This window comes from Maritimimonas sp. 2205BS37-2, from assembly GCF_056591755.1.
The window spans coordinates 1,004,871-1,031,418 of record NZ_JBWQOI010000001.1 but is presented as its reverse complement, the minus strand read 5'-3'; the positions used below and the strand labels follow the sequence as shown (position 1 = coordinate 1,031,418).

The 26,548-nt window shown below is 33.9% G+C and carries 23 protein-coding genes; 17 read left to right on the top strand and 6 right to left on the bottom strand.

Going from position 1 to position 26,548, the window contains the following annotated elements; genetic code table 11:
- Positions 1-88 precede the first annotated feature (88 nt).
- Entirely contained in the window at positions 89-583 is a 495-nt protein-coding gene (locus AC1EUU_RS04890; protein WP_480200259.1) for a hypothetical protein, read from the top strand.
- On the opposite strand, the gene AC1EUU_RS04885 is transcribed toward AC1EUU_RS04890, so the two are convergent.
- Entirely contained in the window at positions 580-1,398 is an 819-nt protein-coding gene (locus tag AC1EUU_RS04885; protein WP_480200258.1) for a sterol desaturase family protein, read from the bottom strand. The genes AC1EUU_RS04890 and AC1EUU_RS04885 overlap by 4 nt on opposite strands.
- 178 nt (positions 1,399-1,576) lie before the next feature.
- Here AC1EUU_RS04885 and AC1EUU_RS04880 point away from each other — a divergent pair, with 178 nt between their 5' ends.
- Both AC1EUU_RS04880 and AC1EUU_RS04875 read left to right on the top strand, forming a co-directional pair.
- On the top strand, positions 1,577-5,215 hold the full coding sequence (locus AC1EUU_RS04880) for a T9SS type A sorting domain-containing protein (RefSeq protein ID WP_480200257.1): 3,639 nt from the start codon (positions 1,577-1,579) through the stop codon (positions 5,213-5,215).
- Between the two features lie 85 nt (positions 5,216-5,300).
- Complete coding sequence (locus tag AC1EUU_RS04875) at positions 5,301-5,771, top strand: hypothetical protein (protein WP_480200256.1); 471 nt, start codon at positions 5,301-5,303, stop codon at positions 5,769-5,771.
- A 2-nt stretch (positions 5,772-5,773) separates the two neighbouring features.
- Here the strand turns inward: AC1EUU_RS04875 and lon are convergent, their stop codons facing one another.
- On the bottom strand, positions 5,774-8,212 hold the full coding sequence (gene lon, locus AC1EUU_RS04870) for an endopeptidase La (RefSeq protein ID WP_480200255.1): 2,439 nt from the start codon (positions 8,210-8,212) through the stop codon (positions 5,774-5,776).
- A 319-nt stretch (positions 8,213-8,531) separates the two neighbouring features.
- Between lon and AC1EUU_RS04865 the strand changes: the two genes are divergently transcribed.
- The 6 genes from AC1EUU_RS04865 to AC1EUU_RS04840 all read left to right on the top strand — a co-directional run bounded on the left by AC1EUU_RS04865 (position 8,532) and on the right by AC1EUU_RS04840 (position 13,020).
- Complete coding sequence (locus AC1EUU_RS04865; RefSeq protein WP_480200254.1) at positions 8,532-9,095, top strand: RNA polymerase sigma factor; 564 nt, start codon at positions 8,532-8,534, stop codon at positions 9,093-9,095.
- A complete protein-coding gene (locus tag AC1EUU_RS04860; RefSeq protein WP_480200253.1) occupies positions 9,088-9,630 on the top strand; it encodes a hypothetical protein in 543 nt (180 codons plus the stop codon). The genes AC1EUU_RS04865 and AC1EUU_RS04860 overlap by 8 nt, the downstream gene beginning before the upstream one ends.
- Positions 9,631-9,658: 28 nt before the next feature.
- Complete coding sequence (locus AC1EUU_RS04855) at positions 9,659-10,744, top strand: DUF4097 family beta strand repeat-containing protein (protein ID WP_480200252.1); 1,086 nt, start codon at positions 9,659-9,661, stop codon at positions 10,742-10,744.
- A 20-nt stretch (positions 10,745-10,764) separates the two neighbouring features.
- Positions 10,765-11,484 (top strand): head GIN domain-containing protein, encoded by a 720-nt coding sequence (locus AC1EUU_RS04850; RefSeq protein ID WP_480200251.1) that lies wholly within the window; start codon positions 10,765-10,767, stop codon positions 11,482-11,484.
- A 347-nt stretch (positions 11,485-11,831) separates the two neighbouring features.
- Positions 11,832-12,281 (top strand): hypothetical protein, encoded by a 450-nt coding sequence (locus AC1EUU_RS04845; RefSeq protein WP_480200250.1) that lies wholly within the window; start codon positions 11,832-11,834, stop codon positions 12,279-12,281.
- Positions 12,282-12,462: 181 nt separating this feature from the next.
- Positions 12,463-13,020: a hypothetical protein gene (locus AC1EUU_RS04840; RefSeq protein ID WP_480200249.1), complete on the top strand. Its 558-nt coding sequence runs from the start codon at positions 12,463-12,465 to the stop codon at positions 13,018-13,020.
- Positions 13,021-13,096: 76 nt separating this feature from the next.
- Here AC1EUU_RS04840 and AC1EUU_RS04835 read toward each other — a convergent pair whose 3' ends face one another.
- Entirely contained in the window at positions 13,097-14,275 is a 1,179-nt protein-coding gene (locus AC1EUU_RS04835) for a GlmU family protein (RefSeq protein WP_480200248.1), read from the bottom strand.
- A gap of 356 nt (positions 14,276-14,631) precedes the next feature.
- Here AC1EUU_RS04835 and AC1EUU_RS04830 point away from each other — a divergent pair, with 356 nt between their 5' ends.
- Entirely contained in the window at positions 14,632-16,425 is a 1,794-nt protein-coding gene (locus AC1EUU_RS04830) for a M61 family metallopeptidase (RefSeq protein WP_480200247.1), read from the top strand.
- 1 nt (position 16,426) lies between these two features.
- Here AC1EUU_RS04830 and carB read toward each other — a convergent pair whose 3' ends face one another.
- On the bottom strand, positions 16,427-19,276 hold the full coding sequence (gene carB / locus AC1EUU_RS04825; RefSeq protein WP_480200246.1) for a carbamoyl-phosphate synthase large subunit: 2,850 nt from the start codon (positions 19,274-19,276) through the stop codon (positions 16,427-16,429).
- Between the two features lie 147 nt (positions 19,277-19,423).
- Entirely contained in the window at positions 19,424-19,582 is a 159-nt protein-coding gene (gene rpmH / locus AC1EUU_RS04820) for a 50S ribosomal protein L34 (protein WP_480200245.1), read from the bottom strand.
- Between the two features lie 291 nt (positions 19,583-19,873).
- On the opposite strand from rpmH, the gene AC1EUU_RS04815 reads away from it, so the two are divergent.
- The 7 genes from AC1EUU_RS04815 to AC1EUU_RS04785 all read left to right on the top strand — a co-directional run bounded on the left by AC1EUU_RS04815 (position 19,874) and on the right by AC1EUU_RS04785 (position 25,474).
- The gene (locus tag AC1EUU_RS04815; RefSeq protein WP_480200244.1) at positions 19,874-20,674 is read left to right on the top strand and encodes a ParA family protein; all 801 of its coding nucleotides are present in this window, start codon (positions 19,874-19,876) and stop codon (positions 20,672-20,674) included.
- Positions 20,640-21,536 carry a ParB/RepB/Spo0J family partition protein gene (locus tag AC1EUU_RS04810; RefSeq protein WP_480200243.1) on the top strand — a complete coding sequence of 299 codons (897 nt, stop codon included), beginning with the start codon at positions 20,640-20,642 and terminating at the stop codon, positions 21,534-21,536. Before AC1EUU_RS04815 ends, AC1EUU_RS04810 begins: the two co-directional genes overlap by 35 nt.
- Positions 21,536-22,126: a DUF5683 domain-containing protein gene (locus tag AC1EUU_RS04805; protein WP_480200242.1), complete on the top strand. Its 591-nt coding sequence runs from the start codon at positions 21,536-21,538 to the stop codon at positions 22,124-22,126. Before AC1EUU_RS04810 ends, AC1EUU_RS04805 begins: the two co-directional genes overlap by 1 nt.
- Positions 22,127-22,828, top strand: a complete 702-nt coding sequence (gene dapB / locus AC1EUU_RS04800) for a 4-hydroxy-tetrahydrodipicolinate reductase (RefSeq protein WP_480200241.1) — start codon at positions 22,127-22,129, stop codon at positions 22,826-22,828.
- A gap of 40 nt (positions 22,829-22,868) precedes the next feature.
- Complete coding sequence (lepB, locus tag AC1EUU_RS04795; RefSeq protein ID WP_480200240.1) at positions 22,869-24,491, top strand: signal peptidase I; 1,623 nt, start codon at positions 22,869-22,871, stop codon at positions 24,489-24,491.
- A 63-nt stretch (positions 24,492-24,554) separates the two neighbouring features.
- Complete coding sequence (locus AC1EUU_RS04790; protein WP_480200239.1) at positions 24,555-25,160, top strand: WbqC family protein; 606 nt, start codon at positions 24,555-24,557, stop codon at positions 25,158-25,160.
- A complete protein-coding gene (locus tag AC1EUU_RS04785; protein ID WP_480200238.1) occupies positions 25,160-25,474 on the top strand; it encodes a DUF6122 family protein in 315 nt (104 codons plus the stop codon). The genes AC1EUU_RS04790 and AC1EUU_RS04785 overlap by 1 nt, the downstream gene beginning before the upstream one ends.
- Here the strand turns inward: AC1EUU_RS04785 and AC1EUU_RS04780 are convergent.
- Positions 25,471-26,547, bottom strand: coding sequence for a DUF2652 domain-containing protein (locus AC1EUU_RS04780; RefSeq protein ID WP_480200237.1), 1,077 nt, complete (start codon positions 26,545-26,547; stop codon positions 25,471-25,473). The genes AC1EUU_RS04785 and AC1EUU_RS04780 overlap by 4 nt on opposite strands.
- Position 26,548 lies beyond the last annotated feature (1 nt).

The window sequence follows — 26,548 nt, the reverse complement described above, 5'->3', positions numbered from 1 at the left end:
AAGTAAAAAAGAAAACTCATTTGTAAAATAAATAATGTAATTTGGTAAGGAAACGCCTTAAATGCTGTCAAAAAATAAAATACAAATCATGAAAAAACTATTTGTTTTAGCCATATTTCTAACCGCTTCCTTAAGTTTTAACAAAATGAATGCCCAAAATATGAGTAACGATGAGCTAGGGAAGATTATTTATGTGGTTGCTGATAGCTTAAGAGGAAAAGCTGGTAATTGGCAATTCATGATTAAAGATCGTTTATTATTATGTGTAACCGATGAAGATAATAATAGAATGCGAATTATGTCTCCTATTATTGAGCAAAAGAAATTAGCATATACAGATATGTTAAAGCTTATGGAAGCGAATTTTCATACTGCTTTAGATGTGAAATACGCAATTTCTAGTGATCTACTATGGTCAGTATATATCCATCCTTTACAAGAATTGAGTAAAGAGCAAGTTGTAGATGCGATTCAACAGGTATACATGGCAGCGCATACCTACGGTACATCGTATAATAGTACCGGATTAACATTTCCCGATAAACGCAAAGAACGTTTAGAGGAAACTGAGAAAAAGATTTAATAATCTGTCTTGATCGTATTGTCAAAAGGTATTTTAAACTGATAAGCAACGTTTTCATCCAGTTTCCCATCTAGTACATCTAAGCCATACACTATTTTTTTAGGATCGTCATACACAAAGGTTCCAAAGATTCGATCCCAAATAGAGAAGATATTTCCAAAGTTAGTATCAGTCCAAGGCCTCTCAAAATGATGGTGGAATTTATGCGCATTTGGTGTTATAAATACATAGCTTAAAGGCTTATCTATCCATTTTGGCATATTAATATTAGCATGAGAGAAATATGTAAAGAAAATGGTAATAATTTTATAGATTACATAATATGCGAAAGGGGCACCAATAAGAATAATAGCAAAAAGTGCAAATACTTCGCGCAATACGTAATCTCCTGGGTGATGACGTGTGCCCGTGGTAGCGTCAACTTTAGTGTCACTGTGGTGTATCATGTGAAACTTCCACATCCATTTTACTTTATGTAATAAATAATGAACAACGTATTGTGCAATAAAATCTAGAGCCATAATTGCGAATAACAACTCTACCCAAATAGGAGCATCAATTAAGTACAAAACTCCAAGTTGATTGGTGCTCAAAAAATGAAATACACCAACTGTGGCAATCCCAAAAAGTACATTTATTGCCAAACTACATGCTAAAAAAATGAGGTTTACACCTGCATGCAACCATTTTTTATATTTAAAATTTACTAATGGGATGCCTCCTTCTAATCCCCAACTAAAGCTTAAGCAAATAACAATCCAAATCAATTTTTGCCAAGCAGGCATTTGTTCAAAGAATAATAGAATACTATCCATAGAATTTTATATTAAGATTATGCAAATGTAAAAATTATAATTTTTTGCATTTACATGGTTGTATTTGCTAAAATATTAAAACTTTAATATTAATAAGCGCCTTTTTTTAGGTTATATCTAATTATTTCATTAATTTTATGGCGCTATAGAAAAATTTAAACTAATTCAATTTAACATCATGAAAAAAACTTTACTATTGAAGAGGTTAAGAATCGCCTTAACCTTAACTATGTTATGTGGTTTTCTTCTTGCTAGTTATGGGCAAGAACTAAAAAGATCGCATGATAAAAATGCTACGAAAGGACATCAACTCTACAAGAAAACAAAAATCTATGACAATTCGGCTAAATCTGGCTCCGAAACAAAGCCAAGAGCTGTAGGTGATAGAGCTCAAGATAGAATGGAGTATGAGTTCGAGAAACTTAAAAACCCGTATACGGGTAAGATACCAAGGGAAATCCAAAAACTGGAACTTGATTTTTCTGAAAAACTTCCGGTAAGTACAGTTACTCCTAAATTAGCTAAAAAAGGAGGCTTTAATTGGACTAATAGAGGACCTTATAATGTAGGAGGTAGAACCCGTGCATTAGCTATGCACAGAAAGCATGAGAATATCATGTTTGCTGGAGGTGTTTCTGGAGGCCTTTGGAGAACTGTTGATGGAGGTAATAAATGGGTTAGAATGACCAAGAGAAAGCAATCTCCTAGTATAACATGTATAGCGCAAGATCCAAGACCAGGACATGGAAATGTTTGGTACTATGGTTCTGGAGAGCGCTCAGGTAACTCTGCTTCTGGTGGAGGAGCATTTTATACTGGTACTGGAGTTTATAAATCTAGAAATAATGGTTTAAACTGGAAATTACTAGAAGCCACAGATGACGATGATATTCGATTTGCTTCACCTTTTGACATTGTTAACTCAATAGCAGTTGACCCAAAAAATGGTGATGTTTATGTGGCTACTTTTAATGGTGTGCACAGATCACAAGATGGAGGTGAAACTTTTGAAGAAGTATTAGCAGGAGGTTTTGATAACTGGACTGAGGTTATGATTACTCCAAGTGGTAAAATTTATGCTACAGTTCACTTCTTTGGTGACCCAAATTATGGAATCTATGTTACTGACGATGGTGATACTTGGACAAGATTGTCTGATACCGCTCCATTTATATTTAATGGTAGAACGGTAATGGCTTATGATCCATCTGATGAAAACATCGTTTACTTTTTTGCAGAAAACCTAATTGGCACGCCTTATTTATTAAGATATAATGCTGCGGCTGATCCGGTTGACCAGTGGGCAGACTTAAGTGCTAATTTGCCAAATTCTATAGGTGGCGGAGTTGGTAATTTAAACTTACAAGGAAGATATAATATGATGATCAAAGTAAAGCCTGACGATCCAAATTTTATTGTGTTAGGTGGTACAAACTTATATAGATCTACTACTGGTTTTACTACTCCAGCAGGTCAAGAAAGTTGGATTGGAGGATATTCTCCATTGAACGATGTAAGCGTATACCCAGATCAACACCCAGATCAGCATAATTTAATCTTCTTCCCTTCAAACCCTAATAAGGTACTATCAGCTAATGACGGAGGTTTATTTATTACAGAAGATATTACTACCAGCCTAAGTACGTTCGAACCTGTTGATTGGATTTCTCTGAACCAAGGTTATTTAACAACGCAACCATATGCCGTAGCGTTTGACCCCGAAGCAAATAGTAATGACTTAATTGCTGGTTTCCAAGATAACGGAACTTGGTATACAAATTCAGATGACGGTAAAGCTCCATGGGCAGAAGATTTCGGAGGAGATGGTTCTTATAATGCAATTGCTGATGGAGGTAATACAAGATATGTTTCTTCTCAGTTTGCGAATATTTATCGCTTAAACTTTGATGATGGAGGCAACTTCTTGTCATTCGCTAGAATAAGACCTGCTATTGCTTCAAATCCAGATTTCATTAATCCATTTCTTCTTGATCCTAATAATGACAATATAATGTATATGCCTGATGGCAATAGGATGCTAAGAAATAATGACCTAGATGCAGTTCCAGGTGGTACTTTTGCTTTTGCTACTGTAAATTGGGTTGCATTAGATCAAACGGCTACTCCGGATAATAGTACAATTACGGCATTAGATGTGTCAGATTTCCCAGTTGCCAATAGATTATATTACGGAACGGACTCGGGAGGTATTTATAGAATGGATAACGCAAACTTAGATAACCAAGCCGTTGTAGATATTTCAACAGGTAAAGGCTTACCTCCAGGATATGTTAGTGGAATTACTGTTGATCCAGGCAATAGTAATAGAGTTATTGTTGCATTTTCTAACTATGGAATACCAAGTTTATTTATTACGAATGATGCGGGTGAAACATGGGAAGATGTAAGTGGAAATTTAGAAAAGAATCCTGATGGATCTGGTAACGGACCTTCGGTAAGATGGGCGACGTTTTTAGGTGATGGCTATAAATATTATGCAGGAACTAGTGTTGGTTTATTCTTTACTTATAAATTAGAAGGAGCTAATACCAGATGGTATAGAGAAAATATTCCTTATGGAAACACGGCAGTTGTTGCTCAGGTAAAATCTAGAAAAGATGGATTTATGGCAATGGCAGCTCATGGTAACGGACTTTACAGCGCTAAATTTGCTATTCCTAGTAGGTTTGAAATACCAGAATCTACATTATCTGTTGCTTATCTTCTAGATGATTTAATTGTCGATTTAAATAGTGCAGATATGAATATTGACGTTACGGGCTTATTTGTAAGTTCTAATGGAGGCGATATAGATGTTGCTCTTACAAATTCTAATCCAGGCTTGGTAACGGCATCTTTAAGTGGAGACACTTTGACATTATCTTATGCTCCAGACCAAAAAGGTAGTGCAACGATCGGTTTAATAGCTACTAAAGATGGTGAAACAGTAGCAGAAGGATTTACCGTAACTGTGGTTGAGCCTGCAATCTACGAACAAGTGGAATCACCAATAGGTTCAGCACCTTCTCAAAATTTCTTAGATTTTGGTGCATTGGTACAATCTACGGATGACTTTGAAGTTCCTGCTGGAAGTCAATGGTCGATTAATAGAGTTTTAGCATTCGGTGGTGCTAATGGAAGCCCTGTTTTTGATAATGCTACGGTAGTAATTTATGAGGATAATGGAGGGGTTCCTGGTGCAGAAGTGTACAATAGCGGAAGTATATCACCATCATCGGCAACCGATGATCCAAATATTAACATACCATTACCTGCGCCGGTAGAATTAGAAAGCGGCTCGTATTGGTTAGTGGTATATAGTAGTTTCGCCTTTAACCCAGGAGGAAATCAATGGTTCTGGTCTACACAAGCTACAGTTAATGGAGGCGAGAGTCATTTAAAAGATGAAGGGAATTTATTTGGCATTGGTGCTACGGACTGGACACCAACTTCTATTGCATTTGGAAGAACTCCAGCCGATCATGTGTTCCAATTATTTGGTACCGCAGTTGATGAAAGTTCTACAGGTACAAATTTAACTGAAGCTAATCTAGCGAGTTTAGAAGCAGAATTAAAAACAGTTGCTTGGCCTAATCCATCAACAGGCGAATTTAACTTTAACCTTTCAGCGTTTGGTGAGTCTAAAGTTTCAGTAAGGATACATGACATGGCAGGTAGAATGGTTTATAGAAATAATGATATTAATAAGATTAACAAGTCTTTCTCTTGGAATGCATCAAACTTGCCTTCGGGTGTGTATATTGCAGTAATTCAAGGAGGAACATTAAAATATACCGGAAAGCTTGTAAAGAATTAAATTAATTAAATAACTTAGTTTGTTAAAAGGAGTTGACATCGTCAACTCCTTTTTTTAGTATATTGTTCTAATGTTTACAAAAAAGATGAAAATACTATTTTACTTAACTGCAGTCATTTTAATGATATCATGCAAGTCTACAATCAATGCTCAGAAAAAGGGCGATAGTACTTTAACAAAAAAAACAATGAAGAATGAAAAGCCTAAATTTTCAGAGAAAGATATTTATGTAAAAGCTGACCCTAATAGTATAGAGTTTGTTGGTGAGATAGTACATATAGCGCATAATAAAACTATATGTGATAAAAATTATGAATATGTTATTACGATTAAGCCACGCAGCATTTTAAACTCTGGGTTTGGAATCGTAAATAAGTTAAGTATAAAAAAAGACTTTAAGGCAATTTTCTCTAAGAAGTTATTACCTAAAAATATAAAATCACCCAATCAATTTCTTGATAAAGGTGATTTATATACTGTTGTTGTTATTGAACAATTATGTAAAGATGTTAGTAAGACGACCTATGTTATAAATAATATTTCAAAGAAGCTTTAATACTACTTTACCTTTTGTTTTAATAAGGCAATATTAATAACCTCTTTCATGGTATCTACATAATGAAATTTCAATCCTTTTAAATATTCACGTTTAATCTCATCAATATCTTTTCTATTATCTTTACAAAGAATAATCTCTTTAATATTGGCTCTTTTTGCCGCTAAGATTTTTTCTTGAATTCCTCCTACTGGTAGAACTTTTCCGCGTAAAGTAATTTCACCAGTCATGGCCAAGCGCGACTTCACTTTTCTTCTAGTAAAGGCCGATACTAATGAAGTTAGCATAGTTATACCTGCACTAGGCCCATCTTTAGGAGTAGCACCTTCGGGTACGTGAATATGAACATTGTGCTTTTCAATATCCTCTATGGTAATACCAAACTCTTCTGCATTTGCCTTAATAAACTCAAGGGCAATAGTAGCAGATTCTTTCATCACTTTGCCTAAGTTACCAGTAATGCTTAAAGTTCCTTTACCTTTAGATAAAATAGATTCAATAAATAAAATATCACCGCCAACGCTCGTCCATGCTAATCCGGTTACAACACCTGCTACACTATTGTTTTCATATTTATCGCGTTCTAAGCGAGCAGGACCTAAGATTTCAACGATATCATCATTGGTTAATTTTTTATTGAAGTCTTGTTCCATAGCAATAGACTTAGCTGCATGACGTACTACTTTGGCAATCTTTTTATCTAGACCTCTAACGCCAGACTCACGTGTATAGCCTTCAACAATTTTCTCCAATTGTGGTTTCGCCACCTGTAGATCTTTAGCAGTTAGTCCGTGCTCTTTTAATTGCTTAGGCAATAGGTGTTTCTTAGCAATTTCTATCTTTTCTTCAATAATATATCCACTTACATTAATAATTTCCATTCTATCACGCAACGCCCAAGGAATACTTCCTAAGTTGTTCGCCGTTGCTATAAATAACACCTTAGAAAGGTCATATCCAACTTCTAAGTAATTATCATAAAAAGAAGTATTTTGCTCTGGGTCTAATACTTCTAACATTGCAGAAGACGGATCACCTTGATGACTACTTCCTAATTTATCAATTTCATCAAGTACAAATACTGGATTTGAGGTTCCAGCTTTTTTAATATTTTGAATTAAGCGCCCTGGCATTGCACCGATATAAGTTTTTCTATGCCCACGAATCTCAGCTTCATCACGTAAACCTCCAAGAGACATTCGCACATACTTTCTACCTAATGATTCGGCTACAGACTTTCCTAATGACGTTTTACCAACTCCCGGAGGGCCATATAAACATATAATAGGCGATTTCATATCACCCTTAAGCTTTAATACGGCCAAATGCTCTATAATACGTTCTTTTACTTTATCTAAACCAAAATGATCCCTGTCAAGTATCTTTTGTGCTTTTTTTAGGTCAAATTTATCATCAGAATATTCATTCCAAGGTAATTCAAGCAACAAATCTAAATAATTACGTTGTACAGAATATTCAGCTACCTGAGGATTCATACGCTGTAAACGTCCAATTTCTTTTGTAAAAGTGTCTGCTATTTCTTTTGACCATTTTTTTGTCTTGGCCTTCACTTTCATCTCTTCAATCTCTTCATCATATGATACACCACCCAATTCTTCTTGAATGGTTTTCATTTGCTGATGCAAATAATATTCACGTTGTTGCTGATCCATATCCTCTCTTACTTTCGATTGGATATCGTTTTGTAACTGCAAGCGTTGTAATTCAACATTCATCTCTTTTAAAATGTTTAACGCTCTGTCTTTTAAATCATCAGTATTTAATAATGACTGTTTTTTAGCAACAGGCAAATTCATATTCGATGAAACAAAGTTCACTAAAAATGAATCGCTTTGTATATTTTTAATCGCAAAAGAGGCTTCACTTGGTAAATTAGGATTCTCTTTAATTATCTGATGAGATAGGTCGCGAATAGAATCAATAATTGCATTAAACTCTTTTGTTTTAGCTTTAGGTTTTTTCTCAACCACCTCTCGGGCAACAGCCTTAATGTAAGGATCGGTTTGAACAAACTCGCCTACTTCAAAACGTTTTTTACCTTGAATTACTACCATTGTATTACCATCGGGCATTTTTAGAATTCTTAAAATTCTAGCTACGGTACCAATTTTATGTACATCTTCAGCCGAAGGCTCTTCGGTTAATTCATTTTTTTGTGCAACCACACCAATCGTTTTATCACCACTGTTTGCCTCTTTTATTAATTTAATCGAAGCATCTCTTCCGGCAGTAATAGGAATTACAACTCCAGGAAATAGAACGGTGTTTCGTAATGGTAAAATTGGAAGTATTTCAGGTACATCTTCCTTATTGATTTCCTCTTCATCTTCGGGAGTCATTAATGGAATTAATTCTGAATCTTCATCTAATATATTGTGAAGTGACAAACTGTCAATATTTAAGAATTTTGGATCGCTCATAGGTCTTTCTAAGTCAATATGACATTAAACGTTTTATTTTTTAAAATAATATGCATCTCTATATTTTGTATAAGTCTCATTTTCAACACAGTGCATATTGTCGACATTTACAGTCGTTAATATATTCCAATTCTTATGCCAATAGTTCTAGGTGAACTATAATCATTCGTTAAAATTTTATGAAAAGAACAATTCGAATTATGGGAATGTGATTTTAAAACAATTACCATGAGATTCTAACGAGATAATTCGACTTCAATCTCAAAAATTGTACATTTATTTTTTAAAAAGTGTAACAGAATTAAAATGACAATGTCTTTTGGACAGAAACGATTCATTGCAAGCTAAAAGTCAACATATTACCAAACTTTTGGAGCGCTGTAAAAATGGTGAACCTGGTGCCCAATTCGAGATCTACAAGCTGTATTATAAAGCAATGTATAATACGTCGTTAAGGATCTTAAAAGACAGCTTTGAAGCTGAAGATGTAATGCAAGAGTCGTTTCTGGTAGCATTTACAAAATTGGGCACCTTTAAAGGTGAAGTAGCTTTCGGTGCTTGGTTAAAGAGAATTGTGATCAATCGAAGTTTAACACAGTTAAAAAAGAACAACAGATTTAATGAAGTTAAATTAGATGTGATTCCAGAGAAAGAAGAAGAAAAGGTTGACTTAGATTATGGTGTATTGAAGGTAAAAGAGATTGCTGAAGCAATCAATCAATTAAAAGATAATTATAGAGTTGCCTTAACACTAAACCTTATAGAAGGATATGATTATGAAGAAATTGCGGCTATTATGAAGATTAGCTATCAAAATAGTAGAACTACAATTTCTAGAGCAAAAAGTAAATTACGTCAATTATTAGTTGTGAATTATGAGTAATAATTTAGAAAAAAGATTTAAAGAATTGCAAGGTCAATTCGATTTAGGAGAACCTAACATAGGGCATTTTAATAGGTTTGAAGCAAAACTAGCGAGGCATACTGAACAACCTAAAGCCATCAGCTGGAATCCAAATACTTGGAAATGGTTAGCAGTAGCCGCTTCTATTACATTAGTATTAGTGTTTTTTGTAGGTACTCCAAATCAACATTCAGGTATGCAATTAGCAGAGGTATCACCAGAAATGGAAGAAACGCAAAGCTTTTTTGTTTCTACCATCGAAAAAGAATTAGAAGTTATAAATGCACAGCGATCAGATGAGACGAATAATATAATTGATAATGCTTTAACTCATCTAAAGACATTAGAAGAAGAATATAATCAATTAACTATTGAACTTGAGAATAGCGATCAAGATAAACGAATTGTCTATGCTATGATCAGTAACTTTCAACAACGAATTGAAGTTTTACAAACCTTATTACAACAACTTGATGAAATTAATAGCTTAAAAAGTGAATTCAATCAGGTTTAACAACAAATTTATTATGAAAACAATATATATGAAAAGACTTTTACTCCTCTTATTATTTGTTCCATCATTAGTATTGGCAAATGATTGCCCCAACAGTACCTGTAAGCATAAGCATAAATACGAGAAGTCTAAAACCGTAAGCAAAGAATATAACGTAAATGCAGATGCTTTACTTAAAATAAATAATAGGTATGGTAATGTAGATGTTACTTCTTGGAATGAAAATAGGGTAGTAATAGATGTGAAAATTACGGTAAGTGGTAACGATGAAGATAAAGTAATTAAACGATTAGGAATGATCGATGTAGATTTTGAAGGGAGCAATAGCTTAGTGTCAGCTAAAACAGTTATTGAAAAGAAATCTTCGAGCTGGTCATGGAGTTGGGGAAAAAGAAGTAATGTGCATTATAAAATTAATTATAAAGTAAAGGTGCCTATTACCAATGATGTAAGTTTAGCAAATGATTACGGAAGTATTTATTTAAATGAAATAAAAGGAGATGCTTCAATTAACTGTGACTATGGTAAAATTATTTTAGGTGAATTACACAGTAAAAATAACAGCATAAATATTGATTATTGTGGTTCCTCAACTATAAGTAAAATGAATGGAGGTTCTATTAATGCCGATTATTCTAAGTTTACTGTGGAGGAGGCTGGTGATATTCGTTTGAATGCGGATTATACAACATCCGTTTTTGAGAAAATCGAAGATATTAATTACAACTGTGATTATGGTAGCTTAAAAATCAATAATGGAGCAAGTGTTACCGGAAATGGCGATTATTTAACCACGAGGCTTGGTGCTATCTCAAAACGTGTAAGAATCTCCTCAGATTATGGTTCGCTACGCATTGAAGAACTAAAACCAGGGTTTGAGTCTGTAATTGTTGATGGTGATTATTGTGGCGTTAAATTAGGTGTGCCTAATGCTGCTTTTGATTTTGTGTTGAAGTTAAGCTATGGCGGATTTAAAAGAGATGATGATAAGTATGAACTGATGAAGCAAATTGTAAAATCATCATCTAAATATTATGAAGGTTATCATAAAAGTAAAAATTCGGGTTCAATAATTAAAATAGATTCAGATTACGGAAGCGTAACATTTTACTAATCAAACAAACAAAATAGATCATGAAAAAAGTATATTTATTAGCAGTATTAATTGTTCTTTCAGCCAGCGCGCATGCACAATGGTTTAATAAAAGAGTAAGAGGTAATGGTAAGATGGTTACCAAAACAAGGTCGGTAGGCGAATACGACAAAGTTGCCGTTGGGGGATCATTCGACGTAAAATTAGTAGCTGGCACCGAAGGTAAATTAACGATACGCATAGATGAAAACTTATTAGATTACTTAGTAACAAATGTAGAAGGTGATAAGCTAAAAGTACGCTGGAAGAAGAACACAAATGTATCTTCTAGAAGTAAAATAGTTATTACAGTGCCTTTTAAAGATATTAGTGCTGTTTCATTGGCTGGTTCTGGTGATGTATATTCAGAAGATACTATAAATGCCGATTCATTTAAAAGTGCCTTGGCCGGATCTGGTGATCTAAAACTAAAATTAGATGCGAACCATGTAAAGTCATCAATTGCAGGATCTGGAGATATTTACCTAAAAGGTACTACTAATAGTGTAAAAACAAGTATTTCGGGTTCAGGAGATATACATGCTTATGATTTATCTTCTAAAGAAGCAGAAGTTTCCATTGCAGGATCAGGAGGCATTGAAATTAGTGTTTCAGAAGTTCTAAAAGCACGTATTTCTGGTTCAGGAAATGTGTATTATAAAGGTAGACCTGAAAGGCAAGATGTTAAAGTAAGCGGTTCTGGTAGCGTTAGATCCAGATAATTTCGTTTATATATGTTACTAAAGAGCAGTTAGAGACTGCTCTTTTTTTATGCCGTAATTAAAATAATCATACTTTTTTGTAACATTTTTACTCAATTTACGTCTTGTAAATAACAATTAGTACTTCAAAATTAACAGTTCAGTTAATAGTTTTTGAAATTCCTTTGAAATTTTTGAAATCTTTGTAATGTCATTAAAGACAATGTATTACAAGTTCTTTTACCATTAAAAAAATAATTTTTTTTAAAACGAGTGTAACAAAAAATTAAATCTCTCGTCTTATAGTAAAGTACCTTGTAAAACATAGTACTAAAATTTTTAACAACACAACCAAAAAACCTTAAAAAATGAAAAAATTAATCGTAACAAGCATTTTAGCTTTAAGTTTTATAACGGCAAATGCATCGCAATTTTTAGAAAGTAGTATACTAAATGATACCATTACTAATAAGGAGACAAATACTACAGTAGTAGAAACATATCCTGTATTAGTAGCAGAAGATGAAACAGACGAGCCTTTTGAGTTCAATACAAAAGATTATTTACCTGTAGGATTTAATGCTGAATTAAAATTTAATGAAATTACAGAAATCAACATTGAAGAAGAGGATGAGCCCTTTGAATTTAATACAAAAGATTATTTACCTGTTGGTTTTAATCTAAATAAGGAAATCTTAAACAGTATCGTAGAGATCAATATAGATGAGCAAGATGAGCCTTTTGAGTTCGATACTAAGAAATATTTACCTAAAGGATTTAACCCAACTAAAGAACAAAAAGTAAGCAACGAACTATAACCTTTTAAAAAGCCTTGGTTACAGCTGGGGCTTTTTATTCACAACACTTTAACTAAAACCAAAATTATCTGTTAAATTATTCTTAACAATACACAATCAAGGTAACAAACGAAAATTAATATCGTCTTATAGACAAAGAACAATTAAAAAAACTAAAATTATCAATTTAAAACATACAACCATGAAAAAATTAATCTTAAGCCTTAGTTTATTGATCGCTTTCAGTACTTCGGCACTTGCTGTAGAATATGAACCTAATGTTACATGTGACTCTACATTATTAAAGGATACAAATGCCGTGCCAAACTTTGAAATAGTAAGTTTAGAAGATGTTGACGCACCATTTGATTTTAACACGAAAGACTACCTACCAAGCAATTTTAACGCTTATACGGGCATGTTCGAAGAAATCAATATTACTGAGGCTGATGTACATTTTGACTTTAATACGGAAGACTATTTACCTACCAATTTTGATGCCTATGTGGGGTTATATATAGATTATGGATCAGTTGAAGAAAGTGATGAAGCTTTTGAATTTGATACTAAAAATTATTTACCAGTAGGGTTTAACGCCGAATTAAAATTAAACGAGATCGTTGAGATCAATATTGAAGAAGAAGATGAGCCGTTTGATTTTGATACTTCTGAATATTTATCAAAGAGCTTTGATGCTTTTGCAGGATTGCACACTACAGAAAACGGATTACTTAACTGTATGAGTTTTCCATCACTATAAATATTTTTGAGTTTATTTGAATTAGCATAGCCCGTGATTATTCACGGGCTATTTGTTTATACTATTTTGTCTATAGCTAGTCAAAATTTCGATACGTTTTCGTATGCTCAAATATATGTTCTAAAATGCGCTGTTCTTTTTCATCAAACGCTATATTTCTACGTTTCATAACAGCGGCAGCTACTTCTTTAACTTTATTCATTTTAAAGGTCATAAATCCTGCGGAACCACCCCAAGCAAAAGATGGAATAAAGTTTCTAGGAAAACCACTACCATAAATATTTGCACTTACACCTACAACTGTGCCTGTATTGAACATAGTATTAATGCCACATTTAGAATGATCTCCCATCATTAAACCACAGAACTGAAGACCAGTTTTTGCAAACCTTTCTGTTTCGTAACTCCAAATTCTAACTTCTGCATAATTATTTTTAAGATTAGACGTATTCGAATCTGCTCCAATATTGCACCACTCACCAATAACAGAATTCCCCAAATAGCCATCATGTCCTTTATTAGAATAACCAAAAATTACCGTGTTGTTAATTTCACCTCCCACTTTAGAGTGCGGGCCCACTGTAGTGCCAGTGTAAATTCTCGCGCCCATTTTTACAGTAGAGTTATTACATAAGGCAAACGGACCTCGAATGGCAGCACCTTCCATTACAGTAGCGTCTTTTCCTAAATAAATAGGCCCTTTGGAGGCATTTAATGTAGCAAACGAAATATCGACACCTTCTTCTAAAAAAATGTGATTTTTCCCAATACAATTAACAGTATCTGGAATTGGTTCAGATTTTCTTCCTTCTGTTAGCAAATCAAAATCTGCTTTAATTGCGTCGTGGTTATTTGAAAAAATATCCCAAGTCTTTGTTATCTGTATTAGATTGTGTTCAAACTCAATCTTTGTGTATGAATCAAAATCTATTTCTTCTTGAGCATCTGTAGAGAAAAAAGCAACGATTTCATCGTCTTTAATAATAACTTCATTTTCTTGCAAGCGCTTTACTTTATCAACTAATGCTACTGTTGGCAGGTAAGAAGCATTGATTAAAATATTTTCTTCTAATTCTACCATGGGGTATTTTTCCTCTAAATACGCCTCCGTAAGAGAAGTGGTCGTAAAACTTAAATACTTTTCCCATTTTTCGCGAATGGTTAATATACCAACACGTATATCGGCTATCGGGCGTGTATAGGTAAATGGTAATAAGGCGTCACGATTAGGGCCATCGAATAAAATATAATTCATTTGTAATTTTCTCTTTTTAGCAAATATAAGAGAACTTAATAATAACTAAATCAAATGACGGAACTTTAGTATATTTGGTTAACCAACTTATATACTATGCAAATAAAGCAAACTCCAAATACTTTTGATATAATCGTACGGATTAAGGTTTAACCTTACCTTAATGAGATATTTAACTGCAAAACGGACATTAAAGACTTTGGTTATATAGGTAATATCCCAAATGTACGAACAGAAGTATTAAAAGAAGATAAACTTTCGAATGAACCCAAGTGGTTTGAAAAAAGTGTTAAACGAGACACAGGAGTAAATATCGCTATGTAGGATGAAGAGGGTAATCTAATAAGTTAATATAAATGAAGAATCTATCTCTAAGCATCATTTTTTTAGGATGCCTTATCAGTTTTTCGCAAACTCATAATAACTATAATATTTATTTCGAAAATGCAGTTCATCATGAGGCGGTGGTAGAAGCAACGTTCAATAATTTAGAGAATGAAATTCTCGAATTACGCATGAGTAGAACATCTCCTGGACGTTATGCATTACACGAATTTGCTAAAAACGTATATGCTGTAAAAGCTGAAGATGGTAGGGGAAATAAATTAATAGTCACTAGACCAAGTCCGTATCAATGGAATGTTTCAGGGCACAATGGTACTGTGAAAATTACCTATACACTATATGCTAATAGAGGAGGAGGAACCTATTCTCAAATAGATGAAACCCATGCTCATCTCAATATACCTGCAACATTTATGTATGCTAGAAACTATGAACATCGCCCCATAAACATAACGTTTGATGTTCGTAATGATTTAGGTTGGAAAGTCGCAACTCAATTGAAACCAATGGGTAATAATACTTTTTATGCGCCTAATTTGCATTATTTTATGGATAGCCCTACCGAAATAAGCAATCATTCCATAAGAAAATTTAAAGTAAACGATCAGGGAAAGGAGAAAACAATCAAATTTGTTTTGCATCATAATGGTAGTGATGCCGAATTTGACAAGTACTTTGAAGGTGTAAAAAAAGTTGTCAAACAACAAATGGAAGTTTATGGGGAGCTACCAGATTTTGATTATAACGAATATACTTTTTTGGCATGTTACATACCTAATGCCTCAGGTGATGGAATGGAACATAGAAATTCCACCATTTTAACATCAACTCGAAGTTTGGCCGATGGAGGTATGAAGCGCAACATGGGGACTGTTTCTCATGAGTTTTTTCATGCCTGGAATGTAGAACGCATTAGACCAAGAAGTTTAGAGCCATTTGATTATGAAGAAGCAAATATGTCTGGTGAGTTATGGTTTGCAGAAGGTTTTACAAGTTATTATACAAACTTGATTTTATGTCGTGCGGGATTACTCTCACAAGAAGATTATATAAAGCGTTTAGCTGGTGGACTAAACTATGTCTGGAATTCACCTGCTCGTACCTATTTCAATCCTATAGAGATGAGTTACCAAGCGCCTTTCGTGGATGCCGCGCGTTCGGTTGATCCGGTGAATAGAGAAAATACCTTTATATCCTACTATACATATGGAAGTGTTTTGGGCCTAGCTTTAGACTTATCTTTGAGAAACCTTAAAGAAAACAAAAACCTTGATGATTTTATGAAACTTGTTTGGAAGACATATGGAAAGTCAGAAATACCTTATACGGTAAGGGATTTGCAGAAATTATTGATGGATTATGCAGGAGCCCAGTACGCAACAGAATTCTTTACCAAGTATATTTTCAATAGTCAAATGCCAGATTATAAAACCTTGTTTGGTACTGTTGGGGTCTCTTTTGAGCAATCAAAACAGCAAGAAGTAAGCATAGGAGTTCGTTTAAATAACGATTTTATATTAATATCGAATCCAAACGAAGGTAGTGCCTCACATAATGCAAAACTTAGTATTGGCGACCAGATCGTTTCTATAAATGATAACATGGTTAATTCGTCATTAAAGCCAAAGGAGTACTTATCTCAATTTAAACCTAATCAGACAGTTAAAGTTACATTTAAGCGTTACAATCAACAAAAAGAAACAGAACTTACTTTCGATTCTAATAATTTATATGTTACGGAAATATTCGAAAAACCAACAAAAAAAGCGTTGAATAAACGAAATCAATGGTTAGGTGCTAAGTGATTTACTTACTCAAATACATTTTACGTCTCGAATATAACTCGTAAAATTGATCATCTTTTAAATCCTCAATAAATAAAATACTTTCTCCGGTAGATTTCATCTCTGGTCCTAAACGTTTATCCACATTAGGGAATTTATTAAATGAGAATACAGGCTGCTTGATCGCATATCCATCTAACCGCGGATTGAATTTAAAATCTTTTACCTTATTGACACCAAGCATTACTTTGGTAGCATAATTCACATAGGGCTCACCGTACGCTTTAGCAATGAATGGTACTGTACGAGAAGCTCTTGGGTTTGCCTCAATGATATAGACTATATCATCCTTAATAGCAAATTGTATATTAATTAATCCAACCGTTTTTAATGCTTTTGCAATTTTAAGGGTATGATCCTTTATTTGCTGCATTACGAACTCTCCTAAATTAAATGGAGGTAGCGTAGCATTTGAATCACCAGAATGCACTCCACAAGGCTCAATATGTTCCATAATACCAATAATCTGAACATTTTCGCCATCACAGATCGAATCTGCTTCGGCTTCTATGGCTCCATCGAGGTAATGATCTAGTAATAATACATTATTAGGTATTTTTCTAAGAAGATCAACCACATGATCTTCTAGCTCTTCTTTATTGATCACAATTTTCATTCCCTGTCCACCAAGTACGTAAGAAGGACGAACTAATATAGGGAAGTCTAATTTATCGGCAACTGCTAAAGCTTCTTCTGCTGTTGTTGCCGTATCAAATTTAGGATATGGAATTTCTAACTCTTTTAATAGGGTAGAGAAACGTCCTCTATCTTCGGCAAGATCTAATGCTTCAAAAGAAGTTCCAATGATTTTAATTCCCCACTTATCAAGCTTTTCTGCAAGTTTTAAAGCTGTTTGACCGCCAAGCTGAACGATAACCCCTTCTGGTTTTTCGTGTTGTATGATATCGTAAATATGCTCCCAGAAAACAGGCTCGAAATAAAGTTTATCGGCAGTGTCAAAATCGGTAGAAACCGTTTCAGGATTACAATTGATCATAATGGTTTCATAGCCGGCCTCTTTAGCCGCTAAGACACCATGCACACAACAATAATCAAACTCTATTCCTTGTCCGATTCTATTTGGTCCAGACCCTAAAACAATTATTTTCTTTTTATCAGAAACTATAGATTCATTTTCGGCATATGCCTTACCATCAACAATTATATTACTTTCAAAAGTAGAGTAGTAGTAAGGTGTTTCTGCTTTAAACTCTGCAGCACAAGTGTCCACTAATTTATAAACTCTATTGATATTTAAATCTTGGCGTTTTTTATATACTTGACTCTCCAGGCAGCCTAACATATGAGCAATCTGACGATCGCCATAACCTTTTTGCTTTGCTTCTAATAATAATTCTTTAGGTAACGATTCTAAAGTATAAGTAGAAATTTCTTTTTCAATGGTATATAGTTCTTCATATTGTTTTAAGAACCACATATCGATCTTGGTTATTTGATGAATTTTACTCAAAGGCATACCAATTTGAATAGCATCATAAATTGCAAAAACACGATCCCAACTGGCATTTCTAAGTTTATCTTTGATTAACTCATAACTAGTATAACTTTTACCATCAGCACCAATGCCATTTCGCTTAATTTCAAGGGATTGAGTGGCCTTATGTAAAGCTTCTTGGAAAGAACGTCCAATACCCATAACTTCGCCCACAGCTTTCATTTGTAGGCCAAGTGTACGATCACTACCTTCAAATTTATCAAAGTTCCAACGAGGTATTTTTACAATTACGTAGTCTAGTGTAGGCTCAAATAACGCAGAAGTAGATTTTGTAATCTGGTTATCGAGTTCATCGAGTGTATAACCGATGGCTAATTTTGTAGCGATTTTCGCAATAGGATATCCGGTTGCTTTACTTGCTAACGCAGATGATCTAGATACACGCGGATTAATTTCGATGGCAATAATTTCTTCTTCTTCATCAGGACTTACGGCAAATTGCACATTACATCCTCCTTCAAAATCACCAATAGAGCGCATCATGTGGATCGCCATGTCACGCATCTTTTGAAAAGTCTTATCAGAAAGCGTCATTGCGGGAGCTACAGTAATAGAGTCACCCGTATGTATGCCCATTGGATCCATATTTTCAATAGTACAAATAATAACTACATTATCATTTCTATCACGTAATAACTCCAACTCAAACTCTTTCCACCCCATCATAGCTTTGTCTATCATAACTTCATGAATAGGAGAAGCTTCAAGCCCTCTTCTTAAGAGGTCATCAAAATCTTCAGCTTTATATACGATGGAAGCACCCGCACCTCCTAAGGTATACGATGATCGAATTACTAAGGGAAAACCAAATTCTTGTGCAATTTCTTTCCCTTTTAAAAAGGAAGTTGCTGTTGCTTGCGGTGCCATTTTCACACCAATTTTGGTCATCAATTCGCGAAACTGTTCTCGGTCTTCGGTAATATTTATAGCTTCAATGTCAACACCAATTAATTGAACATCAAAGTCTTTCCATATACCTTTGTTATCAGCTTCAATACATAGATTTAGTGCTGTTTGACCTCCCATAGTCGGTAGAACGGCATCAATTTGAGGATGTTCTTTTAAAATTTTAACAATAGACTTTGTTGTTAATGGTAATAAGTACACATGATCTGCCATTGAAGGATCAGTCATAATGGTAGCTGGATTCGAATTAATAAGAATGGTTTCAATTCCTTCTTCTCTTAATGAACGCAATGACTGAGAGCCCGAGTAATCAAATTCACATGCTTGCCCAATAATAATGGGTCCAGAACCTATAATTAAAACTGATTTGATGGTGTTGTTTTTCGGCATTGTTATTTGAGTCTTTTTTTAATTGGATGCAAATATTTTAATTTTTGATTTTATACGATAAGTAGTCTTAAAAAACTTATCAAAAAGATATAAAAAAAGGTGTTACTAAAATCAGTAACACCTTGGGATAGTATAAATGAAAATTCATTACTTCTTTGGTCTAGCTTCAGAAGAAACAGTTAATCTCTTTCTACCTTTAGCTCTTCTTCTAGCTAGTACTTTTCTACCATTAACACTAGCCATTCTTTCCATAAAGCCGTGTTTATTTCTTCTCTTTCTTTTTGATGGCTGATACGTTCTTTTCATTTCAGTATATCTTTAATAAAATGTATTTCTATTTTTTTGATGCTTTAATGATAAATAAAGCCTTGCTAAAATCGAGCGCAAATATACAAACCTTTTTGTGTTTGACAAATAGTTTTTTTATAAAAATTTTTAATTTTTTAGCCGGATTTGATTCTAGCCGAATTATTTTATGCTCATCGTAGTTTTTTGATTCTAAACTTGTTAAGAAAATAGCTTCTCATTGTTTAAAACTTCATTTTTATAAGTGCTAAATAATCGTATTTTTACACCTTTAATTATCATGCAATTTTAATGGGTAAAATTATAGCAATTGCTAATCAAAAAGGAGGCGTTGGTAAAACAACTACTACAATAAATTTAGCTGCGGCTTTGGGTGTTCTAGAGCAAAAAGTTCTATTAATAGATGCTGACCCGCAGGCTAATGCAACTTCCGGGTTGGGTATCGATGTAGAAAGTGTTACTGATGGCACGTATCAATTATTAGAGCATACAACTACCGCTAGAGAAGCTATTGTAAAAACCAATTCACCTAATGTAGATATTATTCCAGCACATATTGATCTGGTTGCTATAGAGATAGAATTGGTAGATAAAGATCGCCGTGAGTATATGTTAAAGCAAGCACTTCGTGAAGTGCAGGCAGATTACGATTATATTGTAATAGATTGTGCGCCATCTTTAGGTTTGATAACTTTGAATGCCTTAACAGCTGCCGATGCCGTAATTATACCCATACAATGTGAATATTATGCATTAGAAGGGCTGGGAAAGCTTTTAAATACCATTAAGAGTGTTCAGAAAGTACACAATGCAGAACTTGATATAGAAGGATTACTATTAACAATGTACGATTCTCGTTTGCGATTATCTAATCAAGTGGTTGCAGAGGTTAAAAAGCACTTTCATACCATGGTATTTAAAACGATCATACAACGTAATATTCGCTTAGGAGAAGCCCCGAGTTTTGGTGAGAGTATTATTGCATATGATGCTACAAGTAAGGGTGCGGTTAATTATATTAACTTAGCGCACGAAATTCTAAAAAAGAATGTAAATAATGGCGAAAGCAGTAAAAAAGCAAGCATTAGGTAGAGGATTATCTGCTTTACTAAAAGATTCGGTAGAAGAGATCAACTCTATACAAGATAAAAATGCAGATAAAGTAGTTGGTAATATTGTTGAAATAGACTTAAATGCTATTGAGGTAAACCCTTACCAGCCTCGTACTTATTTCAATGAAGAAGCATTAAGAGAATTAGCAAGTTCTATTAAAGAACTGGGTGTCATTCAGCCTATTACTGTAAGAAAACTACAAGGAGATAAATTTCAACTGGTTTCGGGTGAACGCCGTTTTAGAGCCTCTAAATTAGTTGGACTAGAGAAAATACCAGCATATATACGCTTGGCGAATGATCAAGAAATGCTTGAAATGGCATTAGTTGAAAATATTCAACGTCAAGATCTTGACCCGATCGAGGTGGCACTGTCTTACCAACGATTAATTGATGAAATTAAGTTAACACAAGAACAACTAAGTGCACGTGTAGGAAAAAATAGAACTACAGTTACAAATTATTTGCGACTGCTAAAGCTTGACCCTATCGTACAAACAGGAATGCGAGATGGTTTTTTAACTATGGGACATGGTAGGGCCTTGATAAATGTTGAAAGTCAAGATGACCAACTTGATATTTACGAAAGAATCATTAAAAATAAGTTGTCGGTTCGCCAAACCGAACAGTTAGTGAAAAGTTTAAGAGAAGGCATACAACCATCTCTAGAGCCGGTTTCTGAAACAAAAGAATTGCCAAAATTTGTTCGGAAAGGCATGAAAGATATCAGCGAATATTTTGGGCATAAAGTAGATGTTAAAGTTTCTGGTAATAAAGGAAAGATCATTATACCATTTCACTCTGAAGAAGACTTCAATCGTATAAAAAAATTACTGCAGTAGTGCTACAAAAGTCTATTTATAGTTTCTTTATTCTTTTTTGTTTTGTTAGTTCTTTTGGGCAAACAGAGAACGATGAATTGATTATTGAAAAAGACTCTGTACCTCAAAAAGGAATTATTCTTAATCAAGGTATAGATCCATTATCACCGTCAAGAGCGGCTTTTTATTCAGCCGTATTACCAGGTTTAGGGCAGCTTTACAATAAAAAATGGTGGAAGGCACCCATTGTTTGGGCGGCTTTAGGAACAGGTATCTATTTTTATGTTGATAATGACAATCAGTTCAATCGCTATAGAACCGCTTATAAGCTAGATCTTATTGGAAGACCTCATGAGTTTGATGGAGTTGATGGAAGAGCAAATTTAAGTCAAGATGCATTAATTCGAGCACAAGACGTTTTTAAAAAGAATCGTGATCTATCCTTATTTATTACTTTAGGTCTATATGCTCTAAATATTTTAGAGGCCAATGTAGACGCGCACTTACCAGATAAAGCACTAGACACTAATTTAACCTTGCGCCCGGCCGTATTTATAGCTCCCGTTAGCAATCAGGCCCTGGCAGGAATTACTTTTAAATATGATTTTTAGATGAAAATAGCTCTTTTTGGATATGGGAAAATGGGTAAAACCATTGAACGATTGGCTACCGAAAGAAAGCATACTATCGTTGCTAAAATGGATAAAAACCTAATCGAGGGAGATTTAAACGAGGCCGACGTGGCTATTGATTTTAGTATACCTAGTTCGGCATTTGAAAATATCACTACTTGTTTTAGTGCCAATATTCCTGTTATTTCTGGCACCACTGGATGGTTAGAGCGTTATGATGAAGCGGTTTCACTTTGTCAAGAAAAAGAGGGAACCTTTATTTATGCTTCAAATTACAGTCTTGGTGTAAATTTATTTTTCGAACTAAATAAGCAATTAGCTAAAATGATGGCTAAATTTAAAGAATATAATGTGCACATGGAAGAAATTCATCATACACAGAAACTTGATGCACCAAGTGGTACTGCCATAACCCTTGCAGAAGGAGTGATAGCAAATTCTTCTAAAAATGCATGGGCATTAGATGTAACAAAAAAGAATGATGAGATACCTATTGTTGCTAAAAGGATTGAGAATGTTCCTGGAACACATAGTATTTATTATGATTCTTCAGTTGATGAAATCGAAATTAAGCATACAGCAAAAAATAGAGATGGTTTTGCTTTAGGAGCTGTAATTGCAGCAGAATGGTTGCAAAACAAAAAAGGAGTGTTTACAATGAAAGACGTACTTGGTATTTGAGTAAATAAAACATACATTTTCATACAAAGAATAAATTAAGATGACATTGCAAGGTTGGTTTATATTTTTATTAATAGTTCAGCTAATTCATTTTCTGGGAACCTGGAAATTATATGTAAAAGCTGGGAGGAAAGCTTGGGAGGCCTTAATTCCTATTTACAGTATTATAGTTTTAATGACAATCATTAATCGTCCAAAATGGTGGATAATTTTACTGTTTCTACCTATTATTAACTTATTAATGTTTCCGGTTGTATGGGTTGAAACGATTCGAAGTTTTGGAAGAACTTCACGTCAAGAAACTTTTTTAGTCATCCTAACACTTGGACTATATATTTTCTATGTAAATTATTTTCTCGATGTAGAATATATTAAAGATCGTAGCCTGAAACCAAGATCAAATGCCGGAGAGTGGGTAAGTTCTATTGTATTTGCAATAATTGCGGCTACGCTAGTACATACCTATTTTATGCAACCTTATTTAATTCCATCTTCATCTTTAGAGAAATCGTTATTGGTAGGTGACTTCTTAATTGTAAGTAAATTTCACTATGGAGCAAGAGTGCCGATGACTACAGTAGCGGCTCCGATGGTGCATGATACGATTCCTTTCGTTAAGAAAAAATCATATTTATTTAGTGATGACTATGAGAATCGTGAGTATTCTATAATCAATAAATTGCAATTACCTTATATGCGTCTGCCAGCGGTGCAAAAGATTAAGCGGAATGATATTGTGGTATTTAATCAACCGGCAGATACTTTATTAAAAATGGATGATTTTAATCCAGATAGAAATTATTATAAACCGGTAGATAAAAAAACCAATCTGGTAAAGCGCTGTGTGGCAATTGCAGGAGATTCAATGGAGATCAAAGGAGGATATGTATATATTAATGGAAAGCGTACAGTTTTACCCGATAGGGCACATCCTCAATATAATTTCTTTGTAAATACTGAAGGGCAGGCTATTGGTCAATCAAGTCTTATTAGTAGATATGGAGCTAAAGAAGGTGCCAGAGATAGATCAGGGAAGTTTGCCTTAATTGAATTAAATGGGTCAATAGGCTATTATTTAACATTGACAGATGATGAAGCGGCTCGAATTGCGAAAAACCCTTCTGTTAAAGGTGTTACAAAGCAATTACAGATAAAGGGGCAAGGTGAAGATGTATTTCCACATGTTCCGAGCTTAGGTTGGAATACCGATAATTTTGGGCCAATTTATATTCCTAAAAAAGGAGTAACCGTTAAACTTGATAAAAATTCTTTACCGTTTTATAAACGCATTATTTCTGAGTATGAAAAGAATAATTTAATCGTAAATGGTGATGAGATCATGATTAATGGAAAAGTGACTAACGAATATACCTTTAAGCAAGATTATTATTGGATGATGGGTGATAATCGTCAAAATTCACTAGATGCGCGTAAATGGGGGTATGTACCTTTCGATCATGTGGTTGGTAAACCGGTATTTATATGGTTTAGTTGGGATTCGAATGAAACAAATATTGTTAGAAAGCTGAAGTCTATTCGTTGGGATCGAGTTTTCACTACCGTTGGAGGTGAAGGTAAAAGAGTTTCTTACTTGCCATATTTTTTAGCGGTACTAGCGCTATGGTTTGGTTACGATTTCTATAAAAAAAGAAAAAGAGCTTAACCTTTAGATAGATCTAATTACCTTCTGGTTTTGGATTAAAATAAATATAAACTGAGATTCAGATTGCTTTTATATCCTACTTATTTTTCTCCTATTGCCCAGTACGTGGCTATAGTTAATGCTGATACTATTTTATTTGAGGTAGAAGATAATTACCAAAAACAAACCTATAGAACTCGATGTTATATCTATGGTGCAAATGGTAAGCAACTACTAAATATTCCGGTACAACACCAGAATGTAAGCAGAAAAACTAAAGACATAAGAATTGATTATAGCGAAAGTTGGGACAAACAGCATTTAAAAGCCATGAAAATGGCTTATCAATCATCGCCCTATTATGAATTTTATGAAGATGAAATTATTGACCTTTTGTCTAGAAAGGAAAAATATTTGTTAGACCTGAACCTTAAATCTCATAAGCTGATTTGCGATTTATTGCAATTAGATACGCACTATGAAAAAACTGCTAAGTTTGAAAAAGCTGCGACGAATGATTTTAGGTTTTTAGCAGAGGCAAAAACAAAGAAAACGTATACATTTGAGCCTTATACACAGGTATTTTCAGATAAATACGGCTTTATTAACAACTTGAGTATTTTAGATATCTTGTTTATGGAAGGTTCTAATGCCTTGAATTACCTAGAAAATCAGTTTTTGCCTAAATAATGGAGTTGATTCGCCTTATAGTTCACTATGGGATGCATTTCTTTTTACCGGGCCTTTTGGCCTATGTATTTTTTAGAAAGCAATGGAGAACAGCTTGGCTGATAATGATTGCAACAATGCTTATTGACCTTGATCATTTATTAACTTCACCTATATTCGACCCCAATCGCTGTAGTATTAACTTTCACCCTTTACATACCTATTATGCCTTAATAATATACACTATTCTCTTTGTAATAAAAAGAACTAGAATTATTGGCTTAGGCTTGCTTTTACATTTTATTACAGATGCAATTGACTGCCTATGGCTTTAATTTCTTGAATTGATAAATTGAAATAATTTATTCACTGCTTTGCGTGTATTCTTCTCAAAAAGATGTTTTCCACCAATTGTTACCATTAGTTTCTTTAAAAAAGACTTACTCTTAAAATAAATTTCAACTTGTAATTTGCAGGACGTATTTGTCAATGGAGTCATTACAAAGAATTGAAATAACTCATCTGCTATTGGCGGATTTAATAGGTGTTCTCCATAAATTAATTGGCCAGGTTCAGCTTTTTTTGTGATCGTAATAAAGTTTAAATGCTTTCCGTTAATTACACAAGCATGCTCTGTGCCTAATCGGGTTACTTCATTTTCATTAAACTCTAATCGATCAACGCCTTCTGACCAAAGATGCCTATAACTGTAATTAGTGATGTATTCTAGTAAATTTGAGGCGGGGGTATTAAATTGTTTTTCAATGATTATAGAAGGAGATTTTGTAAAAGTTACTTTTTTTGCTTGTGCAAATGGTTTCAATTTTAATCGTTCTTTTTGAATCAAGGAATATTCATAAAAGAGCTCTTTTTGATCATAGGTGTCAGATCCATTTTGAAAGGTGAAAAGCTTGCTTTGGTAGTTTTTAGGCAATGCAATTTCTTTAATTAATTCAATACTAAATAAAACATAGGTGTCACTTTTTACTGAATTTTTCAATAACCTATGCGCCTCAATAACAGCAGCGCCAAAAGGCTTTCGTTTGTTCTGAACCACTAAAAACTCAATATCGCCGCTATGCGCAACGATTTTGAGTTGTAGATCTTTAGCCGTAGAACATGCCTTACATGGGCAAATTCGATTTTTCTCTAATAGTTTTAAATGCCCGTAAAAAGCAGTAAACATTGTTTCTACCTGAGCAAGTAGTTTTTCTAATGATGGAATTTCCTCTTTAAAAAAGAATAATGCATCTCCTTCAATTTCTGCTAATTGTAAATCTTGTGTATTAGCGCCTACCATTATTTCGAGTAATTCAGCAATTACATGCTGACTATGCGATACTTCTGTAGTTTGCACAAATTCAGTAAAACCCGAAATATCAGGTAAGAATAACAACGATTTGGTCATT